The organism is Streptomyces sp. NPDC001941 (assembly GCF_040296945.1).
Classification (GTDB): domain Bacteria; phylum Actinomycetota; class Actinomycetes; order Streptomycetales; family Streptomycetaceae; genus Streptomyces.
Genome location: NZ_JBEOYE010000043.1, coordinates 66,254 through 80,518 on the forward strand (window position 1 = coordinate 66,254; position 14,265 = coordinate 80,518).

The window sequence follows — 14,265 nt, forward strand, 5'->3', positions numbered from 1 at the left end:
CCGGGCCTACTCAAGACACGCAGGAGCAAGTGGTGATCGAAGAGACCCTCCTCGAGGCCGAGGAGAAGATGGAGAAGGCCGTCGTGGTCGCCAAGGAGGACTTCGCCGCGATCCGCACCGGCCGTGCGCACCCGGCGATGTTCAACAAGATCGTGGCCGACTACTACGGCGCCCTGACGCCGATCAACCAGATGGCCTCGTTCTCGGTGCCGGAGCCGCGGATGGCCGTCGTGACGCCGTTCGACAAGACCGCGCTGCGCAACATCGAGCAGGCGATCCGCGACTCGGACCTGGGCGTCAACCCGAGCAACGACGGCAACATCATCCGTGTGGTGTTCCCCGAGCTCACCGAGGAGCGCCGCCGCGACTACATCAAGGTCGCCAAGGGCAAGGCCGAGGACTCGAAGATCTCGATCCGCTCGGTGCGCCGCAAGGCCAAGGAGTCCATCGACAAGCTCGTCAAGGACGGCGAGGTCGGCGAGGACGAGGGCCGCCGCGCCGAGAAGGAGCTCGACGACCTCACCGCGAAGTACGTCGCGCAGGTGGACGAGCTGCTCAAGCACAAGGAAGCCGAGCTGCTCGAGGTCTGATGAACGACTCTTCCTGGGGGGCGCCGCCCAGAGCGGACTACTGGGGCCCACCCGACCAGGGGCCCGCACCGGCGGGCCCGGCGGGTCCCGCCTACGATGGGCACGACGCACAGCAGACTCGGCCCATGCCCATCGTGCCCGACGTTCCTGACGGCTCGTACCAGGACGACCACGACGACCACGACCGGGGGGCCGCTTCGCTGAGCGGCCCCCCGTTCCGTGACCCGATCCGCGACGAGATGCCGCAGGAGCCCATGCCCACCGCAGCCCCCCAGCCCGCGCCGCCCGCCCCGGCGGCGCCGCAGAAGAAGAGCGCGGGCCGGGACCTGGGCGCGGCCATAGGGGTGGGCGTCGGCCTCGGCGCGGTGATCATCGCGTCGCTGTTTATCGTCAAGGCCGTGTTCATCGGCGTGATAGCGGTCGCCGTGGTGGTGGGCCTGTGGGAGCTGACCTCCCGCCTGGAGGAGCGCAAGCAGATCAGGGCGCCGCTGGTGCCGCTGGCCGTGGGCGGCGCGGCGATGGTCGTCGCCGGGTACGTCCGGGGTGCCGAGGGCGCCTGGGTGGCCATGGCGCTGACCGCGCTCGCGGTGCTGGTGTGGCGGATGACGGAGCCCCCCGAGGGCTATCTGAAGGACGTCACGGCGGGTGTCTTCGCGGCGTTCTACGTGCCGTTCCTGGCGACGTTCGTGGCGCTGCTGCTGACCGCGGACGACGGCCCGCAGCGGGTGCTGACGTTCCTGGTGCTGACGGTGGTCAGCGACACCGGGGCGTACGCGGTCGGCTGGCGGTTCGGCAAGCACAAGCTGGCGCCGCGCATCAGCCCCGGGAAGACCCGCGAGGGCCTGGTGGGCGCGGTGACGTTCGCGATGGCGGCGGGCGCGCTGTGCATGCAGTTCCTGATCGACGGCGGCAGCTGGTGGCAGGGCCTGGTGCTGGGGTTCGCGGTGGCGGCCAGCGCGACGCTGGGCGACCTGGGCGAGTCGATGATCAAGCGTGACCTGGGCATCAAGGACATGGGGACGCTGCTGCCGGGCCACGGCGGGATCATGGACCGGCTGGACTCGCTGCTGCCCACCGCGCCGGTGGTGTGGCTGCTGCTCACCCTGTTCGTCGGGCAGGGCTGAGCCCGCCGGTTACCCTGGAAGGGCGTGTCGTTCCTTGCGGCACGCCCTTTTGCCGTCACCGAGGAGACTTGAGCGCCATGGCCCCCGCCCCGGGAGAACTGACCTTCGTCGCGCCCCGCGGAGCCAAGAAGCCGCCGCGGCACCTGGCCGACCTGACGCCGGCCGAGCGCAAGGAGGCGGTGGCCGCGATCGGCGAGAAGCCGTTCCGCGCCAAGCAGCTCTCGCAGCACTACTTCGCGCGGTACGCGCACGACCCGGCCCAGTGGACGGACATCCCGGCGGCCTCGCGCGAGAAGCTGGCCGGGGAGCTGCTGCCCGACCTGATGAGCGTCGTACGGCACATCTCCTGCGACGACGACACCACCCGCAAGACGCTGTGGAAGCTGCACGACGGCACCCTGGTGGAGTCGGTGCTGATGCGCTACCCGGACCGGGTGACCATGTGCATCTCCTCGCAGGCCGGCTGCGGCATGAACTGTCCGTTCTGCGCGACCGGGCAGGCGGGCCTGGACCGCAACCTGTCGACGGCGGAGATCGTGCACCAGATCGTCGACGGCATGCGGTCGCTGCGCGACGGCGAGGTGCCGGGCGGCCCGGCGCGCCTGTCGAACATCGTGTTCATGGGCATGGGCGAGCCGCTGGCGAACTACAAGCGGGTGGTCGGCGCGATCCGCCGGCTGACCGACCCGGAGCCGGACGGCCTGGGCCTGTCCCAGCGCGGCATCACCGTCTCCACGGTGGGTCTGGTTCCGGCCATGCTGCGCTTCGCCGACGAGGGCTTCAAGTGCCGGCTCGCGGTGTCGCTGCACGCCCCGGACGACGAGCTGCGGGACACGCTGGTGCCGGTGAACACGCGCTGGAAGGTGCGCGAGGTGCTGGACGCGGCGTGGGAGTACGCGGAGAAGTCCGGCCGCCGCATCTCCATCGAGTACGCGCTGATCCGTGACATCAACGACCAGGCCTGGCGCGGTGACCTGCTGGGACGCCTGCTCAAGGGCAAGCGGGTGCACGTGAACCTGATCCCGCTGAACCCGACGCCGGGCTCCAAGTGGACCGCCTCGCGGCCCGAGGACGAGAAGGCGTTCGTCGAGGCGATCGCGGCGCACGGGGTGCCGGTGACGGTGCGCGACACCCGGGGCCAGGAGATCGACGGGGCGTGCGGGCAGCTGGCGGCGTCCGAGCGCTGACGTTTTCGGCGTGGCGTACGCTTGGCTCGAAAACTCCATCCGTACGCGATGATCCGTGCGAGGCACCTGTGTGGCTCGTGCGTGATCCGTCCGTGCGCGACAACTTCATCCCATTCCGACAGGGGAGCGCCACAGCGCTGAGAGTGCGCGGCCGCCACGGCGCCGCGCAGACCCTCTGAACCTTGCCCAGGTCATTCTGGGTAGGAAGTTCGGTCACCACTCCAAGCTGTTGCGCCCTGCCCGCCGCGAGGCGGGCAGGGCCGCGTCTTCTCCTGGTCAACCCAGGAGGAATCTTCAGTGAGCACCACCTTCAGGCTGGCGGCCGGTGCGCTGGCCGCCGCCGTGGGCGTCACCGCCCTCGCCGCGTGCGGCTCCGGCGACGGCGGCTCCTCGTCCGCCGGCGGCAAGACGGTCACCGTCGTCACCCACGACTCCTTCAACGTGACCCCGGCGGTCCTCGAGGAGTTCGAGAAGTCCAGCGGCTACCAGGTGAAGGTCCTCAAGAGCGGGGACGCGGGCGCCGCCCTGAACCAGGAGGTCCTGACCAAGGGCTCGCCGCGCGGCGACGTGTTCTTCGGCGTGGACAACACCCTGCTCTCCCGGGCCCTGGACAACGGCCTGTTCACGCCGTACGAGGCCAAGGGCCTGGGCCAGGTCGAGGCCGCGGCCCAGCTGGACAAGGACGAGCACCGGGTGACGCCCGTCGACACCGGCGACATCTGCGTCAACTACGACAAGAAGTACTTCGCGGACAAGAAGCTGGCGCCGCCGAAGTCCTTCGACGACCTCGCCGAGCCCGCGTACAAGGACCTCCTCGTGGTGGAGAACGCCGCGACGTCCTCGCCGGGCCTCGGCTTCCTGCTCGGATCGGTCGCGCGGTACGGCGACGACGGCTGGCAGGACTACTGGAAGAAGCTCAAGGCCAACGGCGTCAAGGTCGTCGACGGCTGGGAGCAGGCCTACAACCAGGAGTTCTCCGGCTCGGCCGGCGGCAAGAAGGCCAAGGCGGACCGCCCGCTGGTGGTCAGCTACGCCTCCAGCCCGCCCGTCGAGGTGCTCTACTCCAAGCCGCAGCCCGCCCAGGCGCCCACCGGCGTGGCCACCGGCACCTGCTTCCGCCAGACCGAGTTCGCCGGGCTGCTCAAGGGCGCGAAGAACGAGGCCGGCGGCAAGGCGTTCCTGGACTTCCTGATCTCCAAGAGGTTCCAGGAGGACATGCCGCTGCAGATGTTCGTCAACCCCGTGCTCAAGGGCGCGAAGCTGCCCGAGCTGTTCACCACGTTCGGTGAGATGGCGGTGGACCCGAAGACGGTGCCCGCGGCGGACATCGCGAAGAACCGCGAGGGCTGGGTCAAGACGTGGACCTCGATCACCGTGAAGTGACGCGTGACGTGACGCGGGACGGCACGGCGCGGGAGCGCCGCCCGGCCCGTACGGGCGCCGGGTGGCGGGCCCCCGCCACCCGGGCCGCCCTGATGGCGCTGCCCGTGGTCTTCTTCGCCCTCTTCTTCGCCTACCCGGTCGCCGCGATCGTCGGCCGGGGCCTGAAGGACGGCGGCGGCTGGCAGTTCGGGCGCGTCGGCCAGGTGCTCACCGACCCCGACGTCCTCGACGTCCTGTGGTTCACCACCTGGCAGGCCCTCGCCTCGACCGCGCTGACCCTGCTGCTCGCCCTGCCCGGCGCGTACGTCTTCGCACGCCTGGACTTTCCCGGCAAGCAGCTGCTGCGGGCCGTGGTCACCGTGCCGTTCGTCCTGCCGACCGTCGTCGTCGGCACCGCGTTCCTGGCCCTGCTCGGGCGCGGCGGGCTGCTCGACGACCTGTGGGGGGTGCGCCTGGACACCACGGTCTGGGCGATCCTGCTCGCGCACGTCTTCTTCAACTACGCCGTCGTCGTACGGACCGTGGGCGGCCTGTGGTCCCAGCTCGACCCGCGCCAGGAAGAGGCCGCGCGGGTGCTCGGCGCCTCCCGGTTCGGGGCCTGGCGGCGGGTCGTGCTGCCCGCGCTCGGCCCGGCCGTCGCCGCCGCCGCGCTGATGGTGTTCCTGTTCACCTTCACCTCCTTCGGCGTCGTGCAGATCCTCGGCGGGCCCGCGTACTCCACCCTGGAGGTGGAGATCTACCGGCAGACCGCCCAGCTGCTCGACCTGCCCACCGCCGCCGTGCTGACCCTGGTGCAGTTCGCCGCCGTCGGCGCGGTCCTGGCCGTGCACGGCTGGACCGTGCGCCGCCGCGAGGGCGCGCTGCGGCTGGTCGACCCGGCGCTCACCGCCCGTCGCCCGCGAGGGGCCGGGCAGCGGGCCGTCCTCGGCGGCGTCCTGCTGACCGTGCTGCTGCTCGTGCTGCTGCCGCTCGCGGTGCTCCTGGAGCGCTCGCTGAGCGTCCCCGGCGGCCACGGCCTGGACCACTACCGGTCGCTGGGCACCACCGACGGCGGGACGTTCCTGGTGCCGCCGGTCCAGGCGGTGTGGAACTCGCTGCAGTACGCGCTGGCGGCCACCGCGATCGCCGTGGCCGTCGGAGGGCTGGCCGCCGCCGCGCTCACCCGGCGGGCCGGACGCGTGGTGCGCGCCTTCGACGCGCTGCTGATGCTGCCGCTGGGCGTCTCCGCGGTCACCGTCGGCTTCGGATTCCTGATCACCCTGGACGAGCCGCCGCTGGACCTGCGCACCTCGTGGATCCTGGTGCCGCTGGCCCAGGCGCTGGTCGGCGTCCCCTTCGTCGTACGGACCATGCTGCCGGTGCTGCGCGCCGTCGACGGGCGGCTGCGCGAGGCGGCGGCCGTGCTCGGCGCCTCCCCGCTGCGGGCCTGGCGCGAGGTGGACCTGCCGATGGTGCGCAGGGCGCTGCTGGTGGCCGCCGGGTTCGCGTTCGCCGTCTCGCTGGGCGAGTTCGGCGCGACGGTGTTCATCGCCCGTCCCGACCGGCCGACCCTGCCGGTGGCAGTGGCCCGCCTGCTCGGGCGGCCCGGCGAGACGAGCTACGGACAGGCGATGGCCCTGTCGACGGTACTGATGGTGGTGTGCGCGGTGGCGCTGCTCGTCCTGGAGCGCGTGCGCACGGATCGCTCCGGGGAGTTCTGATGCTGACGACCGAGAACGTGGGCGTGCGGTTCGGCGAGCGGGCCGTGCTCGACGGCGTGGACCTGGCCGTGGCCGAGCACGAGATCGTGTGCGTGCTCGGGCCCAGCGGCAGCGGCAAGTCGACGCTGCTGCGCGCGGTGGCGGGCCTGCAGCCCGTCCATACGGGCCGGGTGCTGCTGGGCGGCGCCGACCAGGCCGGGGTGCCGGTGCACCGGCGCGGGGTGGGCCTGATGTTCCAGGACCACCAGCTGTTCCCGCAGCGCGACGTGGCCGGCAACGTGGCCTTCGGGCTGCGCATGCACGGGGTGCCGCGCGCCGAACAGGCCCTGCGCGTCGAGGAGTTGCTGGAGCTCGTGGGGCTGCCGGGCGCCGCGCGCCGGGCCGTCGCCTCGCTGTCCGGCGGCGAGCAGCAGCGGGTCGCGCTGGCCCGCGCGCTGGCGCCCCGGCCCCGGCTGCTGATGCTGGACGAACCGCTGGGCCAGCTGGACCGGGGGCTGCGCGAGCGCCTGGTGGGGGAGCTGCGGGCGCTGTTCGGGCGGCTCGGCACGACGGTGCTGGCCGTCACGCACGACCAGGGCGAGGCGTTCGCGCTCGCCGACCGGGTCGTGGTGATGCGCGACGGGCGCATCGCCCAGACCGGCACGCCGAGCGAGGTGTGGCAGCGTCCGGCCGACGCGTTCGTGGCCCGCTTCCTGGGCTTCGACAACGTGGTGGACGCCCAGGTCACCGGGCAGGCCGCGGACACCCCGTGGGGCAAGGTGCCGGTCCCGGCGGGCTCCCCGCAGGGCGGGCGCCCGCTGCTGGTGCGCCCCGGCGGGGTGCGGCTCGCGGCGCCGGGGGAGGGGCTGGCCTGCGTGGTGGACGCCCGGGCGTTCCGCGGCGACCGGGTCGCGGTGCGGCTGCGCCCGGTGGACGGGGCACCGCCGATCGAGGCGCTCTGCCCGCTGGACGCGGCGCCCGCCGAAGGGGCCGCGGTGGACGCGGTGTTCACGGAGGCGGACGTGGTGGTGCTGGAGCGGGGCTGAGTGAGGGGTGCGGGGTGCGCTCTGAGTCTTACGGGGTGCGCACTGAGGGGCTCCAGGGCTACGGGGCTTCCGCTTCCCGTACCGACGCGCGCAGGTCCAGGGACGCCTGGGCGCCGCCGCCCTCGGGGTTGGTGAACTCCAGGGGTGCGCCGAGGACCGCGGCCTGGCCCGCGGCGATCGTCAGGCCGAGGCCCAGGCCCTGGCCGACCGCGCTGGTCTGGAAGCGCTGCGGGCCGTGCGCGAGCAGGTGCTCGGGGAAGCCGCCGCCGCTGTCGCGGACCCGTACCACGCCCGCGTCCACCTCGACCGCGACCGGCCGGGCGCCGTGCCGCAGGGCGTTGGTGACCAGGTTCGTCAGGACCCGCTCCACCCGGCGCGAGTCGGTCTCCACCAGGGCGTCCTCGACCACCTCGACGGCCACGCCGCCGCCGGTGCCGTCGGTGGCGGCGAGCACCGCCCGCCGCACCAGCGGCGCCAGCTCCACCAGCCGGGTCTCGGCGCGCTCGACACCGTTGTCGAGCCGGGCCACTTCGAGGATGTCCTCGACCAGGTCGCGCAGGTGCGAGGCCCGGTCCTTGACCATCGACTCGGCGCGCCCGTCGGGCAGCAGGCCCGCGGCGGCGACCAGTCCGGCGACCGGGGTGCGCAGCTCGTGCGCGATGTTGGCGGTGACCTCGCGCTCGGCGTCCAGCCGGTCCGCGAGCGCCTCGGCCATCGTGTTCACCGCCCGGGTCAGCTTGCCGATCTCGTCGCGCCCGCCGTGCGGCAGGCGCGCCCGCAGGTCCCCGCCGGCGATCTGGGCGGCGCGGTGCGCGGAGACGCGCAGCCGGCGGCCGAGCCGGGTGGCGAGCAGGATGCCGATGAGGGTGGCGACCAGGGTGCCGACCAGGCCGGCGCGCAGCATGCCCTGCTGGAGCTTGCCGGAGAGCGGGTCCTCGCGTTCGCGCAGGGCCAGGACGTGGCCGTCGTGGGGGACGGCGGCCCAGATGAGCCGGACGCCGTCGCGCTCCTGGACGAAGGTGGCGCGGTGGCCCGCGCGGGTCGCCCGGCGCAGCGGCCCGGGCAGGTCGGGCGGGTCGACGCGCATCCCGTACTTGGGCGCGTCGGCCCCCTTGCCGTGCTCGTACGCCCGCTGGGCGTACAGCAGCCGCTCCATGGCCTGTTCGCGGCCCCGGTCGGTGAGCAGCCGGGGCACCTGGATGCCCGTGACCAGCGCGGCGAGCGCGGCGGTCGCCGCGATCGTCGCGCCTATCTTGATGCGCAGCCCCATGTCAGCCCCCGGTGGTTCCCCCGGCGGGGAGTCTACGAGGCGTCGGGGACCAGCTCACGGCCGGTCTCGGGCGCATCGGCGGCACTGTTCCCGGCCGGTTCGGGCTCCTGGGGCGCCGGCGCGCCCGCGTGCGCCTCGGGCGCGCCGTACCAGGCGACGGCGACCGCGCCCGCGACGGCCAGCAGGAACCCGGTGACGGCGAGCCAGCCGAACCCGGCGCGGGAGGCGTCGCCCAGCCACAGCACGCCGATCGCGCCGGGCAGCACGGTCTCGCCGACGACCAGGGCGGCGGTGGCGCCGTTGACCGAGCCGATCTGCAGGGCCACCGTGTGCAGGTACATGCCGCCGGCGCCGGCGACCACGATCGCGTACAGCGCCGGGTCGGTGAGCAGGGCCGCCGGGTCGAACGGGTCGATGCCGTTCAGGATCCGCACGCCGACGCCCAGGGCGCCGAAGCCGAGGCCGGAGAGCAGGCCGGCGAGGATCGCGGCGCTGCCGCCGAGCAGCCGCACGGCGAGCGTGCCGACGGCCATCAGCAGCACCGACACCGCGAGCAGCCACCAGTGCGTGGCGATCGGGGTGTGGCCGCCGCCCTCGGGGCCCGCGGCGGTGGCCAGCAGGACCAGGGCGGAGCAGACCACGCCGATGGAGGTCCACTCGGCGCGGGTCAGCCGGATGCCGAGCAGCCGGACGCTGAGGACCGCGGTGACCACCAGGTTGGCGCTGATCACCGTCTGGGAGAGGAACAGCGGCAGCATCCGGGCGGCCAGCGCGCCGAGCCCGAAGCCGATGAAGTCCAGCACGGTGCCGACGATGAACTCCCAGGTCATCGCGGCCTGGGCGGTGGAGGACAGGCTGGGTCCTCCGTGCGCGGTGACCCCGGCCCCGGCGGTGTCGCGGCGGGCGGCCCGGCGCGAGCCGACGGCTTGCAGGACGGAGCCGGTGCCGTAGCAGAGGGAGGCCGCTATGGCGGTGATCAGGCCGATGAGCACGCGGTGGTCCGTTTCCGACGAGGTACCGGCCGGGTGGTCGGACCGGCCGGGTGGTTACCTCTGCCAGACGTGATCGGCGGCCCGGGGGTTGCCTGGGCCGCCGCGCGGGATCGGGGGGCTCAGGCTCCGGTGAGGCGGGCGAGCGCGGCGGGCGCCTCCTCCACGGTGTCCACCAGGGCGATGCGGTCGCGCATCGGGCGGCCCTCGGCGAGCGCGGTGAGCAGCGGCCAGGCGGGCAGCCGCTCGGTCCAGTGCTCCCGGTCGACCAGCACCATGGGGGTGGGCTCGCCGCGCGAGGAGTAGTAGTTGGGCGTCGCGTTGTCGAAGATCTCCTGTACGGTCCCGGCGGCGCCCGGCAGGAAGACGACCCCGGCGTTGGACCGGGCCAGCAGGCCGTCCTCGCGGACGGCGTTGGCGAAGTACTTGGCGATGTGCGCGGCGAACGCGTTGGGCGGTTCGTGCCCGTAGAACCAGGTGGGGATGCCGACCGAGGCGCCGCCCTCGGGCCAGCGCTGCCGCACGTCGAAGGCGGCCAGCGCCCAGTCGCCGACGGACGGGGTGAACGAGGGCGCCTTGGCCAGGGCCCGCAGCGCGTCGTCGAGCATCGCGTCGGGGTGCGGCGCGGCGTACGCCCCGAGGTTGGCGGCCTCCATCGCGCCCGGCCCGCCGCCGGTGGCCACGGTCAGGCCCGAGCGGGCCAGGGTGCGGCCCAGGCGCGCGGCGCCCGCGTAGGCGTCCGTGCCGCGCTTCATCTGGTGGCCGCCCATGACGCCGACCACGCGGGCGCCGCGCAGGAGTTCGTCCAGGGCGTCGGAGACGGAGTCGTCGTGGATGGAGCGGAGCATCGAGGCGAAGACGTCGCCGTCGTCCTTGGTGCGCTGGAACCAGGCGTACGACAGGGCGTCGGGCGTCCCCTCGTACCCCCGCTCGGCGAGGTGCTCGAAGAGCTCGTCGGGCGTGTAGAGCAGTCCGCGGTAGGGGTCGAAGGGCAGGTCCGGGACGGGCGGGAAGACCAGGGCCCCCTCGGCGCGCACCTTCGCGGCGGCCTCCGGCTCCATGGGGCAGCCCAGGAACACGGCGCCGTCGGCGGGGGTGGCGAGCAGGACGTCGGTGCGGCCGGTCAGGTCCACGGACTGCACGCGGTGGCCCGAGAGCGGGCCGCGGGCGGTGACCTCGTCGAACTCGCCGAGGGTCTCTATCTCCCGGTCGTCGTCGGGCGCGGGTGCCAGGAGTGCGTCGTCAGCCATGGGCCCACGATAGGCGCCGGGCCGGGGCGGGTGGCTGCCCGGAGGGGGCCGGCCCCGTGGCCCGGCCCCCTCCGGGGGTCCTCGCGCGGCGGTCTCAGCCGCGCAGCGGTGTCGCCGCGATCTCCGCGACCGCCCAGGTCAGCGGGGCGAACACGGCGATCAGGGCGGTCGCGCGCAGGGCCGCGGCCGAGCGCAGCAGGGTGGGGGCGGCGCCCAGGCGCAGCAGTGCGGCGGTGGTGCCGGCGCGGGACTGCTTGGCCTCCAGGGCCGCGGTGAGCAGCGTCGCCGAGGTGCAGGCCACCACCAGGGTGGCGCCCAGCGCGGTCAGCGGCCCGAGCGAGGGACCGCTGTACGTCGCCGAGACGGCCAGGGCGCCCGAGGCGACCGCGCACACCACGCCCAGCGGGCGGCCGACGCGCTGGGCCTCGTCCATCAGGACCCGCCCCGCGAGCAGCCGGGTCGCGCCGGGGCGCAGGGTCTGCAGGAGGCGCCCGCACAGGTGGGTGACGCTGGGCCCGGCCATGGCCAGGCCGAGCGCGGTCAGGGTCCAGCCGGCCAGCACCCCGGCCGGGTTGCCGTCGAAGCGGCCGGGCAGCGGGAAGCCGCCGCTCGCGCCGCGGGCCGCGTAGGTCTCCACGGCCAGGCCCGCCGCGAGCAGGGCCACGCCCCAGGGCAGCCCGGTGGGCGCGGCGGGCGGCGCCTCGGGGCGGTCGGGGTCGGCCTCGTCGCCGGGCACGGCGCGGCGCGGGCGCAGCGCGAGCGCGGCGGCGGCGGACGCGGCGACGGGCAGTACGGCCAGCAGGGTGAGCGCGGCGGCCAGCGGCAGCGGGCGGTCGGCGGCGAGCAGGTCGGCGCCCGCGCCGTCGAAGGGCAGGCCGGTGATGTCGCCGCGCAGGTGCAGGTAGAACAGCAGGGCCACGGCGGAGCCCAGGGTCGCCGAGATGGCGGTGGAGACGGCGGCGAGCACGGTGAGCCGGGCCGGGCCGAGGCCGACGGCGGAGAGGCCGGGGCGCGGCCGGGTGGCCGGGTCGGTGCGGGCGACGGCGACCGCGAGGTGCACGGTGGCGGCGAGCGGGATCAGGCACCAGGCCAGCCGCAGCACGTTGGCGGTGGGGTGTTCGGGGTGCGCCACCGCGTACCCCAGGGTGCACAGCAGGAGGAAGCCGACGCCGGCCGAGGCGGCCGCCACGAGCAGCCGGCGCAGCAGGACCAGCGGGCGGGTGCCGCGGGCTAGACGGAGAGCGAGCACGCGGCACGGCCCTCCGCTTCCGGCAGCTGCAGGGAGTTGACGCGGCGGCCGTCGAGCAGGGCGAGGGCGCGGTCGGCGAGCGCGGCGACGTCCGGGTCGTGGGTGGCCAGCACCACGGTGATGCGGTGCGAGCGGGCCGCGGCGGTCAGGGTGCGCAGCACCTGGGCGCGGTCGGCGCGGTGCAGGGAGGCGGTCGGCTCGTCGGCGAAGAGCACGGCGGGCGTGGTGACCAGGGCGCGGGCGACGGCGACGCGCTGGCGCTGGGACTGCTGCAGGGCGTGCGGGCGGCGGCGGGCGACGCCGCCGATGTCCAGGCGCTCCAGCCACTCGGTGGCGGCGGTGCGGGCGGCGCGGTGGGCGACGCCGCGCAGCAGCAGTGGCAGGGCGGCGTTCTCCCAGGCGGTGAGCTCGGGGACCAGTTCCGCCTCGGGGCCGATCCAGGCGAAGCGGCGCAGCCTGAGGCGCTCGCGGGCCAGGTGGCCCAGGGTGTGCACGGGGCCGCTGTTGAACCAGACCTCGCCCTGCTGGGGGACGAGCTGTCCGGACAGGCAGCGCAGCAGTGTGGTCTTGCCGCTGCCGCGGGGGCCGGTGACCGCGAGGATCTCTCCTTCGCGCACCCCCAGGGAGACGCCGCTGAGCGCGGGCGACCCGTTGTGCGTGTGGTGCAGGGAACGCGCCCAGAGCACGTCGTTGTCCGGCGGGGCCACCATGGCGTACACCTCGGTTCAGATCAGATTTCCCGTCCCCCTCCCCCGTACGGGGGAACGAAGGCGGCGCCGATCGGTCACTGGGCACCGTAGGGATTCGGGCCCGGGTGTACGTACGGAACGCGGCCCGGGGGCGCCCGTTCTCACTCGAACGGGCGCCCCCGGGCCGTCGGCCGTGCGGCTCAGAGCTTGGTCCAGGCCTCCGTGAGGGTGGCGCGCAGGATCTGCTCGATCTCGTCGAAGGTGCCCTGGTCGGAGATGAGCGGCGGGGCGAGCTGGACGACCGGGTCGCCGCGGTCGTCGGCCCGGCAGTACAGGCCGTTGTCGTACAGCGCCTTGGAGAGGAAGCCGTACAGGACGCGCTCGGTCTCCTCGTCGTTGAAGGACTCCTTGGTGTGCTTGTCCTTCACCAGCTCGATGCCGTAGAAGAAGCCGTTGCCGCGGACGTCGCCGACGATCGGCAGGTCGTGCAGCTTCTCCAGGGTGGCCTTGAAGTTGCCCTCGTTGTCGAGGACGTGCTGGTTGAGGCCTTCCTTCTCGAAGATGTCGAGGTTGGCCAGGCCGACCGCGGCGGAGACCGGGTGGCCGCCGAAGGTGTAGCCGTGCAGGAAGGTGTTGTCGCCCTTGTAGAACGGCTCCGCCAGGCGGTCGGAGATGATGCAGGCGCCGATGGGGGAGTAGCCCGAGGTCATGCCCTTGGCGCAGGTGATCATGTCCGGCACGTAGTCGAACTTGTCGCAGGCGAACATGGTGCCCAGGCGGCCGAAGGCGCAGATGACCTCGTCGGAGACGAGCAGCACGTCGTACTGGTCGCAGATCTCGCGCACGCGCTGGAAGTAGCCGGGCGGGGGCGGGAAGCAGCCGCCGGCGTTCTGCACGGGCTCCAGGAAGACCGCGGCGACGGTGTCGGGGCCCTCGAAGAGGATCTGCTGCTCGATCTGGTCGGCGGCCCAGCGGCCGAAGGCCTCGGGGTCGTCGCCGTGGATCGGGGCGCGGTAGATGTTGGTGTTGGGCACCTTGTGCGCGCCGGGGACCAGCGGCTCGAAGGGGGCCTTGAGGGCGGGCAGGCCGGTGATCGACAGGGCGCCCTGCGGGGTGCCGTGGTAGGCGACCGCGCGGGAGATGACCTTGTGCTTGGTCGGCTTGCCGGTGAGCTTGAAGTACTGCTTGGCGAGCTTCCAGGCGGTCTCGACGGCCTCGCCGCCGCCGGTGGTGAAGAAGACCTTGTTGAGGTCGCCCGGGGCGTGGTGCGCGAGCCGCTCGGCCAGTTCGACGGCCTTGGGGTGCGCGTACGACCAGACCGGGAAGAAGGCCAGCTCCTTGGCCTGCCTCATGGCCGTCTCGGCGAGCTCGACGCGGCCGTGGCCGGCCTGGACCACGAAGAGGCCCGCGAGACCGTCCAGGTAGCGCTTGCCCTTGTCGTCGTAGATGTACGTGCCCTCGCCGCGCACGATCGTCGGCACGGGGGCGTTCTCGTACGACGACATGCGGGTGAAGTGCATCCACAGGTGGTCGTACGCGGTCTGGGAGAGGTCCTTGCTCACGGCTATCGGGTTCCCCACATATAGGTCTGCTTCTTGAGCTTGAGGTAGACGAAGCTCTCGGTCGAGCGCACGCCGGGGAGGGTGCGGATGCGCTTGTTGATCACTTCCAGGAGGTGGTCGTCGTCCTCGCAGACGACCTCCACCAGCAGGTCGAAGGAGCCCGCGGTCATCACCACGTACTCGCACTCGCCCATGGCCGTCAGGGCCTCCGCCACCGGTTCGAGGTCGCCCTCGACGTGGATGCCCA

General features: G+C 73.6%; 13 protein-coding genes. 6 read left to right on the forward strand and 7 right to left on the reverse strand.

The genetic code is table 11. From position 1 onward, the window contains the following. Positions 1–32 precede the first annotated feature (32 nt). The 6 genes from frr to ABT160_RS26570 all read left to right on the forward strand — a co-directional run bounded on the left by frr (position 33) and on the right by ABT160_RS26570 (position 7,009). Positions 33–590 (forward strand): ribosome recycling factor, encoded by a 558-nt coding sequence (gene frr, locus ABT160_RS26545; RefSeq protein ID WP_351650310.1) that lies wholly within the window; start codon positions 33–35, stop codon positions 588–590. Then, positions 590–1,714, forward strand: a complete 1,125-nt coding sequence (locus ABT160_RS26550) for a phosphatidate cytidylyltransferase (RefSeq protein WP_351650311.1) — start codon at positions 590–592, stop codon at positions 1,712–1,714. Before frr ends, ABT160_RS26550 begins: the two co-directional genes overlap by 1 nt. A 77-nt stretch (positions 1,715–1,791) precedes the next feature. After that, on the forward strand, positions 1,792–2,901 hold the full coding sequence (gene rlmN, locus ABT160_RS26555; RefSeq protein WP_351650312.1) for a dual-specificity RNA methyltransferase RlmN: 1,110 nt from the start codon (positions 1,792–1,794) through the stop codon (positions 2,899–2,901). Between the two features lie 297 nt (positions 2,902–3,198). Then, the gene (locus ABT160_RS26560) at positions 3,199–4,284 is read left to right on the forward strand and encodes a thiamine ABC transporter substrate-binding protein (protein WP_351650313.1); all 1,086 of its coding nucleotides are present in this window, start codon (positions 3,199–3,201) and stop codon (positions 4,282–4,284) included. Between the two features lie 92 nt (positions 4,285–4,376). After that, a complete protein-coding gene (locus tag ABT160_RS26565; RefSeq protein WP_351650327.1) occupies positions 4,377–5,984 on the forward strand; it encodes an ABC transporter permease in 1,608 nt (535 codons plus the stop codon). Then, positions 5,984–7,009 (forward strand): ABC transporter ATP-binding protein, encoded by a 1,026-nt coding sequence (locus ABT160_RS26570; protein WP_351650314.1) that lies wholly within the window; start codon positions 5,984–5,986, stop codon positions 7,007–7,009. Before ABT160_RS26565 ends, ABT160_RS26570 begins: the two co-directional genes overlap by 1 nt. A gap of 58 nt (positions 7,010–7,067) precedes the next feature. Here the strand turns inward: ABT160_RS26570 and ABT160_RS26575 are convergent, their stop codons facing one another. The 7 genes from ABT160_RS26575 to ABT160_RS26605 form a co-directional block, all read right to left on the reverse strand. Continuing rightward, positions 7,068–8,279, reverse strand: coding sequence for a sensor histidine kinase (locus ABT160_RS26575; RefSeq protein ID WP_351650315.1), 1,212 nt, complete (start codon positions 8,277–8,279; stop codon positions 7,068–7,070). Between the two features lie 32 nt (positions 8,280–8,311). Continuing rightward, a complete protein-coding gene (locus ABT160_RS26580) occupies positions 8,312–9,271 on the reverse strand; it encodes a DMT family protein (protein ID WP_351650316.1) in 960 nt (319 codons plus the stop codon). A gap of 119 nt (positions 9,272–9,390) precedes the next feature. Then, positions 9,391–10,518, reverse strand: coding sequence for an LOG family protein (locus ABT160_RS26585; protein WP_351650317.1), 1,128 nt, complete (start codon positions 10,516–10,518; stop codon positions 9,391–9,393). Between the two features lie 94 nt (positions 10,519–10,612). Next, complete coding sequence (locus tag ABT160_RS26590; RefSeq protein ID WP_351650318.1) at positions 10,613–11,767, reverse strand: hypothetical protein; 1,155 nt, start codon at positions 11,765–11,767, stop codon at positions 10,613–10,615. Further along, entirely contained in the window at positions 11,749–12,486 is a 738-nt protein-coding gene (locus tag ABT160_RS26595) for an ABC transporter ATP-binding protein (RefSeq protein WP_351650319.1), read from the reverse strand. The genes ABT160_RS26590 and ABT160_RS26595 overlap by 19 nt, the downstream gene beginning before the upstream one ends. Positions 12,487–12,656: 170 nt before the next feature. Beyond that, the gene (locus ABT160_RS26600) at positions 12,657–14,036 is read right to left on the reverse strand and encodes an aspartate aminotransferase family protein (RefSeq protein ID WP_351650320.1); all 1,380 of its coding nucleotides are present in this window, start codon (positions 14,034–14,036) and stop codon (positions 12,657–12,659) included. Beyond that, positions 14,021–14,265, reverse strand: a 245-nt coding sequence (locus ABT160_RS26605; RefSeq protein ID WP_351650321.1) for an Lrp/AsnC ligand binding domain-containing protein, incomplete at its 5' end; no start/stop codon positions are given. The genes ABT160_RS26605 and ABT160_RS26600, both read right to left, overlap by 16 nt.